This window comes from Psychromonas arctica (genome assembly GCF_036697365.1).
In the GTDB taxonomy this organism is placed as follows: domain Bacteria; phylum Pseudomonadota; class Gammaproteobacteria; order Enterobacterales; family Psychromonadaceae; genus Psychromonas; species Psychromonas arctica_A.
Genome location: NZ_JBAHZA010000001.1, coordinates 438,272 through 453,719 on the forward strand (window position 1 = coordinate 438,272; position 15,448 = coordinate 453,719).

The window sequence follows — 15,448 nt, forward strand, 5'->3', positions numbered from 1 at the left end:
ACTTTATTTTGATACTAAAGACTGACAAACAGCAGCAACTTGCTGTGTAGCATCTCTAATAGCTATATTTTTACAATTTTGACTCATTTCATTAAGCAACTGTCTATTTTGACTTAATGTCACTAAACATTCACTTAATTTATTTGCATTCAACTCTTTTTGCGCAATTAATATGGCAGCTTCTGCACTCACTAAGCTTTGTGCATTTTTTGTTTGGTGATCATCTACAGCATGCGGCAAAGGAACAAAGATAGCTGGTAGTCCCACAACAGCGACTTCAGCTACGGTTAATGCTCCTGCTCTACATATGATAAGATCAGCCCATTGATAAGCTGATGCCATATCACTAATAAACTCTTGTACTTGATAATCAACCTGAGTTTTTTGATAACTGGTCATTACCGACTCAGAAAAACCTTTACCAGTTTGATGTAAAACAGACACTTGCTGAGCATCGAAGTTCAGCAAAGCATCAGGAACTGTTTCATTTAAAACACGAGCGCCTAAACTTCCGCCAATCACCAATACTTTTAAGGCCTGTTCTGGTTCAGAAAAGGTTTTATCAGGTAACTCTAACAACTCTTTTCTTATCGGATTTCCTACCAAAACAGCCTTTTCACCAGAAAATGCACCGCTAAAGCCCATTAATACTTTTTTTGAAAAATAAGAGAGGATTCGATTAGTTAACCCTGCCATTGCATTTTGTTCATGTAGCACAACAGGAATCCCCATTGACCATGCCGCGATCCCACCAGGACCACTGGCAAAGCCCCCCATACCTAGCACCAAATCAACGTTGCGTTCTTTTAATACTTTACGTGCTTGAAAAATGGACTTGATTATTTGGAACGGAGCAGCAAGTAATCGTTTAATACCATTTCCGCGCACACCTACCACATCAATAAAGTCGATTTCATAGCCGTGCTCAGGCACAAGTTTCGCTTCCATTCTTGCAGCAGTGCCTAACCAACTAACTTGCCAACCTTCATTTTTTAACTTATTGGCAACGGCTAAACCTGGAAAAACATGTCCACCAGTGCCTCCAGCCATTACTAATAATGTCTTCGCGTTATTCATTGTTTTCCACCACTGCCTCGGTTGCTTTATTGGCAACACTCGTTTTTTTCTTATTATTCTTTTTAGTGATACGTGCTTGTGCTGAATGGATTCGCGTTTCAAAATCTATTCTTAACACTAGGCCTACGGCTATTGCGATAGTGATCAAACTCGAACCACCGTAACTAATCAAAGGTAATGTTAAACCTTTAGTTGGTGCAATTCCCGATGCTGCACCGATATTTACCGCTGTTTGGAAAGCAAACCAAATAGCAATACCGATGGCAACATACCCTGAGAAAATAAGGTTTTTCTCTAATGCTTTTTTGCCGATAGTGAAAGCTTTATAAACCAAAACAAACTCTAAAATAATAACAATACTTACACCAATAAAGCCTAACTCTTCAGCCAAAATAGCCATGATGAAATCGGTATGCGCTTCAGGTAAATACTCAAGCTTTTGTACTGAGTTTCCAAGTCCTTCACCAAACCAACCACCACGACCAAACGCCATTAATGATTGCGTTAACTGATAACTTCGTCCGAAGGGATCTGACCAGGGATCTAAAAAGCCAAATACCCTCGCCATACGATAAGGTGATGTCACAATCAGTAAAATAATTACCGACAATAACGCAACGGCAATACCCACGAATGAGATCATTCTTGCATTCGCAATAAATAACATGCCCATCATGATCACTACAATTACAACGGTTGACCCTAAATCAGGTTGTAATAGTAGCAACATCGCCAATACAGCCAACACAACTAACGGTTTGATAAAGCCTTTAATGGTATCAATTACTTCTTTTTGGCGTCGTAAAAGGTAGCTAGAAATAAACAATACAACTGAAAGTTTACCAAATTCAGAGGGCTGAATATTTAATGGGCCTAAACGTAACCAACGTAATGAGCCGTTTACTTCAGTACCGACTATTAATACAGCGAATAAACCTAGCACAGATAATAATAAGATAATTGGCGTATATTTATGCCAATGATCAATGGGAATTGACACCACTGCAGCTAATATAAATAAACAGAGAATAATGTAGATCAAGTGGCGCTTTAAAAAACGGAATGGATCAGCAGATAGTGCAATCCCTTCAGGCATTGAAGCAGATGCAACAATAATCAGCCCAATCCCCATTAATGTGAAGACCAAAACCAAAAAAGAGCGATCATATGCTCTAGGATGTGTTTCTGATTCCACAGTAAGTGAATGGTATAACTTACCTAACTTAGTTAATATCGCACCAAACATTATGCTGATGCCTCCGCAAGTGCCTTCACTAATTGCATGAAATGTTCACCTCGAGCCATAAAATTTTTGTACATATCTAAACTTGCACAAGCAGGTGTTAAAATAGCTAAATCGCCTGAAGTTGCCTGTTTAGCAATATGAGCGACTGCTTGGGCTAAATCATCGACAATAATTGCAGCAGGGTGTTGCTCTGCAATTAATGCGGCATCTCGACCAAAGCAAACAATCTGCCCTTTTATTTCTGTTAATACATTCGCTAGCTCAGTAAAATCAGCACCTTTACCGTCACCACCTAAAATAACATGGACCTTACCAGGAATCGTCTCAGATAAACCAAATAGCGCAGCTTGGGTTGCACCAATGTTGGTTGCTTTTGAATCATTAATCCAACGCACGCCTTGATGTTCAGCAACAAATTCACAACGATGATTAAGACCAGTGTAAGCCTGCAATGCTGCTAACATTGAATCCATAGGTAAGCCAACTTGTTGACCTAATGCAAGTGCAGCTAGCGCATTCATCCAATTATGTTTACCGCTTAATTTGATTGCACTACAAGGTAATAAGGGTTGTTGGTTTTGTGCTAAAAAAGGTTCATCTTGTTGTATAAGGCCAAACTCTGAATGGTCGAAGCCAAAACTGATTTGCGGTTGCTGTTGTGTATAAGTAAGGGTGTCGTCTCGATTAATTAAGCACATTTTACTTTGTGTATAGATTTTGTGCTTTGCATCGATATAAGCTTGATAATTTGGGTAGCGATCTAAATGGTCTTCACTAATATTTAAAATAGTTGATACATCCGCATTTAAAGATTCAGTCGTTTCTAATTGAAAGCTTGAAAGCTCTAAAATATAAAGTTGCTTATCTAAAGATAATAAATCTAACGCGGGTACACCAATATTACCACCAACGCCGACATTTACGCCTGCATAGGAAGCCATTTCACCTAATAAGGTAGTTACTGTACTTTTGCCATTTGACCCAGTAATAGTAACTAATTTAGCACCTTGGTAAGCTGGCGTTGCTAGTTCTCTAGCAAATAATTCAATATCGCCAACGACTTCTGCTCCCGCATCAATTGCCTTGGCAATCGCAGGAGTGGCAATGGCAATACCAGGGCTAACGACTAATAAATCAAAACTAGCAAGTCGTGTTCCGGACAAAGGGCCAATAACCAACTCAGTATTAATATCCAGTTTATCTTTACCTGGAGGGTTAGAGCGAGTGTCAAAGACAGTGACATCAATCCCTTTATTATTGAAAAATGTAACACAAGATAAGCCTGTGACACCTAACCCAATAATAGCAACTCGCTTGCTTATCATATTAACGTACCTTCAATGTCACTAGTCCGATTAAGACTAATACAATGGTAATGATCCAAAAACGCACAATAACACGTGGTTCAGGCCACCCTTTTTTCTCGTAATGATGATGTATCGGCGCCATTCTAAAGATACGCTGTTTACGCATTTTATATGAGCCTACTTGTAAGATAACTGAGACCGTTTCTAATACAAAAATACCGCCCATGATTACCAATAAAAATTCTTGTCTTACCAATACAGCAATCACGCCTAAGATGGCACCTAGTGCTAATGAACCTACATCACCCATGAATACTTGCGCAGGGTAAGTATTAAACCATAAAAACCCTAAACCAGCCCCAGCGATGGTGCCACAAATAATAACCAGTTCACTCGCTTGTGGAATGTAAGGGATAAATAAGTAATGAGAATAGTTAACGTGGCTTGTTAAGTAAGCTATTAATGCAAATGCAGAAGCAACCATCACCGTTGGCATAATTGCTAAACCATCTAAACCATCTGTTAGATTAACAGCGTTACTACTGCCCACCACAGTGAAATACACTAAAGGAATAAATAATAAACCTAAGTAAGGCATATATTCTTTAAAGAAAGGTACCACTAATGTTAGCTGTGCATCGCCTTGTGCTGTCAGGTATAACACAACACCTAATACTAACGCAGTGACTGATTGCCAAAAGTATTTCCAACGAGCAATTAAGCCATCAGGATGTTTACGTACGACTTTTAAATAGTCGTCCATGAAACCAATTGCACCAAATGAGACAGTCGTAAACAAGACAATCCAGACGTAAAGATTATCGAGCCGCGCCCATAAAAGAGTACTCAATACGATAGCAGCAAGAATTAATACGCCCCCCATAGTTGGAGTACCGGCTTTGCTGAAGTGCGATTCAGGACCATCATCACGTACTATTTGGCCAATTTGCTGACTTTGCAAGTAACGAATTAATTTAGGTCCGGCCCATAATGAAAATGCCAATGCAGTTAACACGGCTAATACCATTCTCACGGATAAGTATGTTAAAACATTGAAAAAAGTATAATGACTCGAAAGTAACTCTGCTAACCAGACGACCATTTTTTAAAATCCTATTTTATAAAGCAGCTTAATAGCTGATGATGAAAGCTTACGCACTAAATTTCTGTTTAATGAAAGCCACTATCTCTTCCATCCTTGCACTACGCGAGCCTTTAACAAGCACCACTACTTTCGATTTTTGACGACTTAAAAAAGCATCAATAGCTAATTCAAGTTGCTGTTTGTCTGAGAAGTGTTCCGCCCCTGCATTTGGAGAGGCAGCATTATACGCATTTGTTGCTAGTTGACTCAAATGTCCAACTGTAAATAATTTATCAATGTCTCGTTGTTGAGCGTACTCACCCACGGTACTGTGTTCTTGCTCCGCATATTCGCCTAATTCCCCCATATCACCACAAATTAAAAGGCGTTGACCTTGATATTGTGCTAATAAATCAATCCCAGCGCTAACCGAGGCGGAATTTGCATTGTAAGTATCATCAATCACAGTTAATTGTTCAGACAAGACAGAGCAATTAACACGACCAGCGACTTGCTGTAACGACTCAACCCCTTGTTTAATCGTCAGCAACGAGCAACCTAAAGCTAATGCCATACTGCTTGCCGCCAATGCATTACTGACATTGTGCAGACCAGGAAGGTTCAATTGAACAGTGATATTTTGTTGTGTATTTGCTGAATTTTCGAAGCTTGCTGGATTAATGTTCAATTTAAACTCAGCCTGCCCTAATAAGTTACTTTTTATCTCGGTAGCAAACACATCAGCTGCTTTAAGGTTTGAGTCTTTTGAAAAGCCAAGATAAGGTTGTTTTTGGTTAGTTAAATTATCAATGAAAGTTTGTGCAAACTTGGCATCGAGGTTAACGATTGCAGTGCCTGTTGGTTTTAAATTTGACCAAATTTCTGATTTTGCCGTGGCCACACCTTCAATAGAGCCAAATCCCTCTAAATGTGCAGGCATAATATTGTTAACCAAGGCAACGTCAGGTTTTGCTAATGCAGAAGTATAAGCAATTTCACCAATATGATTAGCGCCTAGTTCAACCACAGCATATTGATGCTGTGTCGCCAATCTTAATAACGTTAATGGTAAACCGATATCATTATTAAAATTTCCGGCTGTTGCCAGTACCGCATTTTGGTCATTACAATGTACGGTTAAAATCTCACTTAATAATTCTTTACAGGTTGTTTTCCCATTACTACCAGTAATGGCAGCACACTTTAACCCAGTTATTTTCTCTCTTACGTAACGGCCCAATAAGCCTAATGCAATACGTGTATCTGCAACTTCAATCACCGCATTATTGAAAGAGATTGCCAGTTCGCTTGCCTCTTCTACCAATAATGCCGCAGCACCTTGTTCCACTGCAGTCGATAGCAATTGATGCGCATCGAAAGATGGTCCTTTTAAAGCAATAAAGAGATCACCTTGTTGAAGAGTACGCGTATCTGTACTGACATTGTTAATCGTAACAGATGCACATTTCTCAGCACTATGATAACCCTTTCTTAATCGGCCATGAGTAGCTTCACATAACTGTTCGATTGTCAGTTCAATCATGAGTATTGTCCTGTATGACTTGTTCGTTTAACAATGCTTGTAGACATTCTCGATCGCTGTAGTGCACTTTTTTATCACCAAATATTTGATAATCTTCATGGCCTTTACCGGCTAACAATACGATGTCATTTTGGTTAGCATTGGCTAATAGATATTGAATAGCTTGTTGGCGATCATGAATAACTAAGGCTTTTTCTGGTTTAGTTAAACCTACTTTAATGTCTTCTACAATTAACTGAGCGTCTTCGCTTCGTGGGTTATCATCAACAATTACCACTAAATCTGCAGCTTGCTCTGCAACATGAGCCATTTGTGGGCGCTTACCTTTATCACGGTCACCGCCGCAGCCAAATACAGCAATAATGCGACCTTGTTGCTTATGATGTTGCAATGCTTGTAGAGCATTATCTAAGGCATCTGGTGTATGAGCATAATCAACCACAAAAGTAAGCTGCTGTTCAGGGAAGAAATATTGTTCCATTCTCCCTGGCACAACGGTAGGTTGCTTCATGACTTCCTGAATGCTGGCTAATGAGAAACCGTCCGCCAACAAAGCACAACTCACAGCTGCAATGTTTAATACATTAAAGTCACCGTAGAATGGTGTATTAATGATCCCAGAACCCCAGCTTGAGACAAATTCAAAAGCTAAACCCTGCGCTAAATAATCTACTTTAGTAACATTAAAATGTTGGCGCTCTGTGAAACTGAAGTCAATATTCAAACCATAGGCAATTGCTTCAGGGTATGACATTAACCAGCTTCGGCCAACCTGATCATTGGCATTAATAATACGATGTTGTAAGGGAAATTTTTCAAACAGAGTTTGCTTGGCATCAGCATAAGCTTGCATGGTGCCATGATAATCAAGATGATCGCGAGTTAAATTAGTAAAAATAGCAGTATTAAAAGGTACCGCTGCAATACGACCTTGCACTAACCCATGAGAAGAAACTTCCATGATGGTTTGCATTGCACCCTGCTCTTGGTAACTGGCCAATTCTCGACAGACTGAAATAGCATCTAATGTCGTATTTAGACTCGCTTTTAATTGGTTATATAAACCATTACCAATGGTTCCCATCTGAGCACTTTGTTGACCTAGCAACATATAGCTATTGGCTAATAAGCTAGCAATCGTGGTTTTACCATTAGTACCAGTAACCGCAGTCACCTTATGTAAATTCGCCTGAGGGAAATAAAAGCGCATCGCAATTGCGCTAATTTTTTGTTGGAGCTGGAAAATGTGAATAATAGGCACGTCATTTTGATAATTTAAATAACCGTGTTCATTCTCCGCTAAGGTTTCTGATAGAACCGCCACAGCACCAGATTGAATGGCGTTAGTAATAAATTGTCTGCCATCACTAATTGCTCCCTGCAAGGCAACAAAAAGATCACCTTGCTTAACCATTCTGCTATCTAAAGTCATACCAGAAATAAGCGTCGATAGTGATTGTTCTTGGTTTGGCAAACTTGTTGCCAATAACCAAGAAAGCACACAGCTAGGGTGAATGGGCTGTGTATCCGAGGCCATTACTTAGCCTCCAAATAGGTGTAACTCTCATCTCCACCATCAGGTAATACATGAGTTAACAATAATGTACTTTTCATTACTTCAGAGAAAACTGGCGCAGCTACGTCACCGGCGTAGTAACGGTCGCCTTGTGGCTCATTAATCATTACTGCAATCGAGAAACGTGGTCGAGTTGCTGGTGCTAAACCTGCAAATACAGCAACATAATCATCACCATATCCACCTGCTTCAGCTTTACGAGATGTACCTGTTTTGCCCGCAATGCGATAACCATCCACTTTCGCTTTTGGCGCTGTACCGCCTTTTTCACTTACCCCTTCCATCATTTCAACCACTTCACGTGCAATGTTTTTAGGTATAACTTGCTCACCAGGTTGCTTAGCACCTTTAATAATAGACAGTGGGTATTGCACACCACCGCTACCTAAAATACCGTAAGCTTTAGCTAATTGTAGAGTGGTTGCTGTAATACCGTAACCAAAAGACATAGTCGCTAACTCAAAGTCAGACCAACGATGACGAATCGGTAAACGGCCAACACTTTCACCAATTAAACCAATACCCGTATCATTACCTAAACCAAAGTCAGCAAAAGTTTGCTGTAACTCTTCAGGCTTTAAACGCAGTGCTAATTTACTCACACCAATATTACTGGATTTTTTAAGGATTTTACCTAAATGCATTTTACCGTAGTTATGGCTATCACGAACTCGACGGCCACCTAGGTTCATCCAACCTGGTGAAGTATCAATCACTTCATCCACGTTAGTTTTATTATTAATCAGTGCACTCGCCACCACTAAAGGCTTAACTGTTGAACCGGGCTCAAAGGTATCTGTAATCGCACGATTACGTAATTTATAAGCTTGGTATTGATTACGATCATTTGGATTAAATGAAGGGTAATTCGCCATAGCAAAAATTTCACCGCTATGAATATCAATAACAACAATCGACCCAGATGTCGCATTATTCATTTTAACAGCGCGTTTTAACTCACTGTATGCAACGGCTTGAATACGTTGATCTATAGTTAATTGTAAGTTGCCAGCTAATTTTTTCTCTTTTAGTACTTCGATATCATCAATAACATTACCTAAACGATCTTTTCGAACACGTCTTTTGCCGGTTTGCCCTTCTAGATAGTCATTGTAACTTTTTTCAATGCCTTCAATCCCCTGTGCATCAAGATCAGTTAACCCTAGAATATTGGCGTTAATTTCCCCTGTAGGATAAAAACGATGTGACTCTAACTGACTAGCAATACCAGATAACTTTAATTGTTTAACGTACTGAACAACAGGATCATTGACTTGACGTTTCAAATAAGCAAAACGAGATCTAGGCTTCTGTAACACTTTAGCAAGATCAGCCATCGGTATATCTAGCACTTCTGCTAATGCAGGCCATTTTTTAGATTCATAAAAGAATTTTTTAGTGTGACGTTCAAGACCCGTTTTAGGATTAACAACAACACTGTTTTCCCAATCTTCTTTGGTAAAAGCAAAATGTTTTTTTACTTCTTTAGGATCGACCCAAATCGCGTAAGCAGGCACACTAATCGCCAACTCTTCACCATTACGATCTTCAATATTGCCACGATGTGCTACGGAGCTAGTAACACGTAAACTACGTTTATCGGCTTCATTTGTTAGGTATTCAGGCTCTAAAATTTGGATAAAAGCCAGTCGAGAGATCAACGCAACTGCGATTAGGGAAATAGTCACAGCAACAAAAATATATCTACCCGAGGAATAAGTAGGATAGACTTTTTTCTTGCGTGTTTGCGGACCGGCTTTAGGCCTTGAGGTACTGCGTTTTCTATTCATCGAATTTCCACTAATACACTATTTTTTTTAGTTGGCTGTGCCATAGATAATTGGTCACCAGCTACGGAACGGATCCGACTATGCTCATCAAGCGTATGCTCTTCGATCAATAAGTTTCGCCATTCAATCATTAAATTGTCTTTTTGCTGTGACAGATATTCTTTTTTGGTCACTAATTCACGCGTTTCATGTGTAATATAAATATTATATAACGCACTGATTAGTATCATTATTCCAAGGATTACCAAAATAACGTTATGACGTAAATCAGCCAGAATAATCAATAATAAGTTGTCACGCGATGCCACCATCTTAGTTTGCCTCTGGCTGTCTAAGTTTTTTGGCGACACGTAACACTGAGCTGCGCGATCGCGGATTTGCTTGAATCTCTTCGGCACTTGGTTTCAATGCCTTACCCACTGACTTGACGTTTTTACCCGCTTGCATTTGGTCATCAGTTAGCGGTAAACCTGCAGGGTATTCAGGCCCCTTCTCTTGTTTGCGGATAAAACGTTTTACAATACGATCTTCCAATGAATGGAAACTGATCACCGAAAGCTGTCCTCCGATCGCCAAGATATCTAATGCGCCATCAAGTACTTTATGAATCTCTTCTAACTCGCTATTGATATAGATGCGGATCCCTTGGAAACTACGAGTTGCGGGATGCTTTTTCTTCTCACGCTTTGGACAAAGGCGTTCAATTAACTGTGCTAACTGCAAAGTACGTGTAAAAGGTGTTTCTTCACGATCAGCAACAATTGCGCGAGCAATACGATAAGCAAACTTTTCTTCACCAAAGGTTTTTAACGCCCAACCAATATCATCAACATCAGCTTTAGCTAACCAATCAGCAGCACTAATGCCAGATGTTGGATCCATACGCATATCTAAAGGGCCGTCACGCATAAAACTAAAACCGCGCTCTGCATCATCTAGCTGTGGGGATGACACGCCTAGATCTAGTAACACACCATCGATTTTTCCGGCTAAGCCCATCTCTTTAATATAATCAGCAATACCAGAGAAAGGACCATGAACGATATCAAAACGACTATCTTCTAATTTCAGTGCTTCGGCGGTGGCAATGGCACGTGGATCACGATCGATCGCAATTAATCGGCCGTTTGGACCTAATTTAGATAAAATATGGCGAGAATGGCCGCCTCTTCCGAAAGTGCCATCAACGTAAATACCATCAGGTTTAATCGCTAAACCATCAACAGCTTCATCTAATAATACGGTTATATGCTCACTCATTAGAACGAGAACTCCTTAAGAGAATCACTTAATTCCATGCCTAACGACATATCACTTTCTAGATCTTGCTGTACTTGTTGATGCCACACTTGCTCATCCCAAATTTCAAATTTATTCAATTGGCCTACTAACATTATTTTTTTATCTAATTTTGCATGTTGACGTAATGTCGGCGCGATCAAAGTACGACCACTTTTATCTAATTCACACTCACTGGCGTGCCCTAGAATCAAGCGTTGTATACGTCTTTCCTGTGGATTGGTACTGGATAAACCGCGTAATTTATTTTCTATCAATAGCCATTCGTGTAATGGGTAAAGTAATAAACAATTTTGTGATTGAAAATCAATAGTGCACACAAATTGACCCTGACAGTTATCCGTCAGCCAATCTCGATACCGAGTTGGAATCGCGATACGTCCTTTTGTATCAAGATTGATTGCATTTGCACCACGCAACATGATTATTCAATTCCATTTTTTGATGGATAAATGATCCACTTTATCAGAAAAAGATCCACAAATTGACACTTTTCCCCACTTTTGGCCACCTAGTCTAATAAACTGCAATATTATTGCAAGTGATGGATCTTTTAAAATAGTGATATAGATCTCACTTTTCTCTGTAATCCATTTTATTTTCATGGTTTATCAGTTAATAAAAATGTGAAATTAACCTCAAAAGGCGACCAATTTATAAGTTGCGTGATATACTCCGCCGCTAATTACAATTTAATCAATAAATACGGAAGGAAATTCCCTTGCAAGACGACCAATTAAAAGCATTTATCATTAACCAACTTGAAGACATGAAAGCAAAAGAGATCGTAACTATTGATGTTGCCGATATCTCTGATGTAACTGATACATTAATCATCTGTACAGGTACTTCAAAACGTCATGTACGTTCAATCGCAGAGCAAACTGCACTCGCTGCAAAAAATGCAGGCGAAGTACCGTTAGGTGTTGAAGGCCTTGAAGGTAGTGAATGGGTACTAATTGATTTGAGTAATGTTGTAGTGCATGTAATGCAAGATGAGACTCGTCAATTCTATCAATTAGAAAAGCTATGGACTGAAACAGCATAATGAAAATTCAGCTAATTGCAGTGGGCACTAAAATGCCCGACTGGGTTGAAAAAGGTTACCTTGAATACGCACGCCGCTTCCCGAAAGAGATGCAACTTGAGTTACTGGAAATTAACGCAGGTAAACGTGGTAAAAATGCTGACATTAAACGCATTTTGAAAAAAGAAGGTGAACTAACCTTAGAAGCGATCCCAAAAGGTAACAAAATTGTCACGCTGGAAGTGACAGGGAAATCGTGGACTACCGAGCAATTAGCGAGTGAAATGACCAAATGGCAGCATGATGGACGTAACATTAGTCTGTTAATTGGTGGTCCTGAAGGACTAGCGCCTGAATGTATTAAATTATCTGAACAACGCTGGTCACTTTCTGCATTAACATTACCACACCCTTTAGTTCGTATTATTGTTGCAGAGAGCCTGTACCGGGCATTTACGCTGACCATTAATCACCCTTACCATAGAGAATAGATGGTGAAAAGAAAACGTAATAGCATCCGTAACCACAGTGCTGAATCTGCTCTTTTCATGCGCAGAACCATTGTGGTTTTTCTAGGGATCTTATTTGCGGTAGGTGTTTTATTTACTAACTTGTATTACCTGCAAATCAACTCCTTTGATACTTATAAAACCCGCTCCAACGCAAACCGTATTAGCGTTCAAACTGTTCCACCTAATCGTGGTTTAATCTATGATAGAAATGGCGTTATTTTAGCTGAGAACCGTCCGGTATATAGCCTGCAAGTTATCGCGAATAAAGCCAATGACTTGAAAAATGATATTAAGCGTTTAACCAAACTCCTCTCCTTAACCGATGATGAAATCGAAAAATTTAATAAAAGTAATCGCTACTCTCGATCTTTTAAAGCGATCACCATACGCGATCAACTTACCCCTGAAGAAGTCGCTCTATTTACTGTTAATCAACATCTATTCAGAGGCTTTTCGATCCAAGCTAGTTTAAAACGCTATTATCCGTTTGGTAATGCCTTCACTCATGTTCTTGGTTACATTGCCAAAATCAATAATCGTGATTTAGAGAAAATTGAAGCAAAAGGTGAAAGAGCACGGTACCAAGGTACCCACTATATTGGTAAGTTAGGCATTGAAAAATATTACGAAGATATTTTGCACGGGCAACCAGGTCAGCGCCAAGTAGAAGTTGACAGTTGGGGTAAAGTTATTCGCACTTTAAGCTTCACAGCACCTACTCCAGGTAAAGATATTAAACTTAATATTGATATTAACTTACAACTCAAAGCCCAAGAGTTATTAGGGGATAATCGCGGTAGTATCATTTTAATGGATGCGAAAACAGGTGCGATCTTAAGCTTAGTGTCTGCGCCAAGTTACGATCCTAACTTATTTGTAACTGGGATCAGCCAAAAGAAATATCAAGCATTACTAGAGTCTCGCGATCGTCCATTGATCAACCGAGCAACGCAAGGCCGCTATCCACCTGCTTCAACGATCAAACCACAAATGGCATTATTAGCCCTGGATGAAAAAGTGATCACCGAAGAGACTCAAATTTACGATCCTGGTTGGTGGATTGTGCCAAACTCAAAACGTCGCTTCCGTGACTGGAAACGCTGGGGGCATGGTTTAGTTGATGTATTTCATGCTATTGAACAAAGCTGTGACACCTTCTTCTACGATACCTCTTATAAACTAGGTATCGACCGTATTGAACCCTTTATGCGTTTATTTGGCTTTGGTGAATACAGTGGTTTAGACCTTGCAGAAGAAACAAAAGCAATTATGCCATCGCGTGATTGGAAACGTGAACGCTTTAATCAGCCTTGGTATGATGGCGACACTATTTCTATCGGTATTGGTCAAGGTTACTGGACAGTAACCCCAATTCAGTTAACTAAAGCAACAGCAATGCTAGCAAGGCGTGGTGATAATATTAAGCCGCATATTTTACAGTCGATTATTTCAGCTGATGAAACTGTTACGCCTGAATACGATACTAGTAAAAAAGTAACACTTGCCAGTGAACGTTACTGGGAAATAGCATTGGAAGCAATGCAAGGTGTGACGAGTAAACGACGTGGTACTGCATATCGAGCCTTTGGTGATGCATCTTATACTGTTGCTGGAAAGTCGGGTACAGCCCAGGTTATCAATATTAAAGAAGATGAAGTTTACGATGCAGAAAAAATTAGTGAACGTCATCGTGATAATGCAATGTTTATTGCCTTTGCGCCTTTTGAGTCACCAGAAATTGTTGCGACCGTTGTATTAGAAAACGCGGGTGGTGGTAGTACCAACGCAGCGCCTATTGCACGTGCTTTATTTGATGAATACTTTAAAGAAAAACAACAAGTTTCACCTATACCAGCCACTACTTCAGCGGATCCGTAAATATGGTTAGTACTCAAGCTCAAAAAAGCATTTTTTACCGTTTACATATCGACCCTTATCTTCTGTTGGGTCTGTTTGCCTTAATGAGTATCAGCTTAACCGTTTTATACTCGGTGGGCGGTTTAGATATGCTGTATCGTCAAGTTACACGCTTAGCGATAGCGATGGCTGTGATGATTTTTATCGCACAAATTCCTCCGGAATGGTACCAACGCTGGACCCCTGCTATCTTTCTCATTAGTGTTCTATTATTAATTGCAGTATTAGTCATTGGCCATACCGGTAAAGGCGCACAACGTTGGTTAGATTTAGGGTTTACTAAATTCCAACCTTCGGAAATAATGAAACTGATCATGCCATTGATGGTTGCTTATTATGTCAGCCAGTTCACCATGCCAACCCGCTTTAAACAAGCCTTTATAGCACTGTTAATAGTCGTTATTCCTACACTTTTAATCGCTAAACAGCCTGATCTAGGCACCTCGATTCTGGTTGCATCTTCTGGCATTTTTGTATTGTTCTTATCCGGCGTTTCTTGGATATACATTGGGTTAGCTGTCGCTGCTGTCTTAGCATTTATACCTATTCTTTGGTTTTTCTTAATGCTCGATTATCAACGCGGACGAGTATTAACTCTCTTAAATCCAGAAGCTGATCCACTGGGTGCAGGTTATCATATTATCCAGTCAAAAATAGCGATCGGTTCAGGTGGTCTATGGGGTAAAGGTTGGATGCATGGCACTCAATCACAACTAGAGTTTTTGCCTGAACGCCATACTGATTTTATTTTTTCAGTTTTTTCGGAAGAATTCGGTTTTGTTGGTGTCCTATTATTGTTAAGCATCTATATCTTCTTGATAACACGCGGTTTGATTATTGCAAATCAGGCGCAGGATGCTTTCACTAAACTGATCGCTGGCAGTATCACACTCACCTTCTTTGTTTATGTTTTTGTAAATATAGGTATGGTAAGTGGCTTATTGCCTGTTGTAGGTGTCCCATTGCCGATAGTTAGCTTTGGTGGTACTTCGATTGTAACCTTACTTGCGGGATTTGGTATTTTAATGTCTATCCATACGCATAAACGATTTAATATAAAACGGTAGTTA

General features: G+C 39.7%; 14 protein-coding genes. 4 read left to right on the plus strand and 10 right to left on the minus strand.

Annotated elements, in window-relative coordinates:
* Positions 1-3 precede the first annotated feature (3 nt).
* Genes murG through mraZ form a run of 10 tightly spaced genes read right to left on the minus strand, consistent with a single transcriptional unit; the run spans position 4 to position 11,344 of the window.
* Entirely contained in the window at positions 4-1,077 is a 1,074-nt protein-coding gene (gene murG / locus V5290_RS01920; RefSeq protein WP_333381178.1) for an undecaprenyldiphospho-muramoylpentapeptide beta-N-acetylglucosaminyltransferase, read from the minus strand.
* Positions 1,070-2,323 (minus strand): putative lipid II flippase FtsW, encoded by a 1,254-nt coding sequence (gene ftsW / locus V5290_RS01925; RefSeq protein WP_333381181.1) that lies wholly within the window; start codon positions 2,321-2,323, stop codon positions 1,070-1,072. The genes murG and ftsW overlap by 8 nt, the downstream gene beginning before the upstream one ends.
* On the minus strand, positions 2,323-3,648 hold the full coding sequence (murD, locus tag V5290_RS01930; RefSeq protein ID WP_333381183.1) for a UDP-N-acetylmuramoyl-L-alanine--D-glutamate ligase: 1,326 nt from the start codon (positions 3,646-3,648) through the stop codon (positions 2,323-2,325). The genes ftsW and murD overlap by 1 nt, the downstream gene beginning before the upstream one ends.
* A 1-nt stretch (position 3,649) precedes the next feature.
* Complete coding sequence (gene mraY / locus V5290_RS01935) at positions 3,650-4,732, minus strand: phospho-N-acetylmuramoyl-pentapeptide-transferase (protein WP_333381186.1); 1,083 nt, start codon at positions 4,730-4,732, stop codon at positions 3,650-3,652.
* 49 nt (positions 4,733-4,781) lie between these two features.
* Complete coding sequence (locus V5290_RS01940; RefSeq protein ID WP_333381189.1) at positions 4,782-6,257, minus strand: UDP-N-acetylmuramoyl-tripeptide--D-alanyl-D-alanine ligase; 1,476 nt, start codon at positions 6,255-6,257, stop codon at positions 4,782-4,784.
* A complete protein-coding gene (murE, locus tag V5290_RS01945; protein ID WP_333381191.1) occupies positions 6,250-7,794 on the minus strand; it encodes a UDP-N-acetylmuramoyl-L-alanyl-D-glutamate--2,6-diaminopimelate ligase in 1,545 nt (514 codons plus the stop codon). The genes V5290_RS01940 and murE overlap by 8 nt, the downstream gene beginning before the upstream one ends.
* Positions 7,794-9,623, minus strand: coding sequence for a peptidoglycan D,D-transpeptidase FtsI family protein (locus V5290_RS01950; protein ID WP_333381194.1), 1,830 nt, complete (start codon positions 9,621-9,623; stop codon positions 7,794-7,796). Before V5290_RS01950 ends, murE begins: the two co-directional genes overlap by 1 nt.
* Positions 9,620-9,934 (minus strand): cell division protein FtsL, encoded by a 315-nt coding sequence (ftsL, locus tag V5290_RS01955; RefSeq protein ID WP_333381197.1) that lies wholly within the window; start codon positions 9,932-9,934, stop codon positions 9,620-9,622. The genes V5290_RS01950 and ftsL overlap by 4 nt, the downstream gene beginning before the upstream one ends.
* 1 nt (position 9,935) lies before the next feature.
* Positions 9,936-10,883 carry a 16S rRNA (cytosine(1402)-N(4))-methyltransferase RsmH gene (rsmH, locus tag V5290_RS01960; RefSeq protein WP_333381199.1) on the minus strand — a complete coding sequence of 316 codons (948 nt, stop codon included), beginning with the start codon at positions 10,881-10,883 and terminating at the stop codon, positions 9,936-9,938.
* Positions 10,883-11,344 carry a division/cell wall cluster transcriptional repressor MraZ gene (gene mraZ / locus V5290_RS01965; protein ID WP_333381202.1) on the minus strand — a complete coding sequence of 154 codons (462 nt, stop codon included), beginning with the start codon at positions 11,342-11,344 and terminating at the stop codon, positions 10,883-10,885. Before mraZ ends, rsmH begins: the two co-directional genes overlap by 1 nt.
* Positions 11,345-11,643: 299 nt before the next feature.
* On the opposite strand from mraZ, the gene rsfS reads away from it, so the two are divergent.
* From rsfS to rodA, 4 genes are read left to right on the plus strand one after another with little or no spacing between them, the layout of a single operon-like run.
* Positions 11,644-11,970, plus strand: coding sequence for a ribosome silencing factor (rsfS, locus tag V5290_RS01970; protein ID WP_333381204.1), 327 nt, complete (start codon positions 11,644-11,646; stop codon positions 11,968-11,970).
* Positions 11,970-12,440, plus strand: coding sequence for a 23S rRNA (pseudouridine(1915)-N(3))-methyltransferase RlmH (gene rlmH, locus V5290_RS01975; RefSeq protein ID WP_290039782.1), 471 nt, complete (start codon positions 11,970-11,972; stop codon positions 12,438-12,440). Before rsfS ends, rlmH begins: the two co-directional genes overlap by 1 nt.
* Positions 12,441-12,443: 3 nt before the next feature.
* Positions 12,444-14,339, plus strand: a complete 1,896-nt coding sequence (gene mrdA, locus V5290_RS01980; RefSeq protein ID WP_416351591.1) for a penicillin-binding protein 2 — start codon at positions 12,444-12,446, stop codon at positions 14,337-14,339.
* 2 nt (positions 14,340-14,341) lie between these two features.
* On the plus strand, positions 14,342-15,445 hold the full coding sequence (gene rodA / locus V5290_RS01985) for a rod shape-determining protein RodA (protein WP_333381212.1): 1,104 nt from the start codon (positions 14,342-14,344) through the stop codon (positions 15,443-15,445).
* Positions 15,446-15,448: the final 3 nt, after the last annotated feature.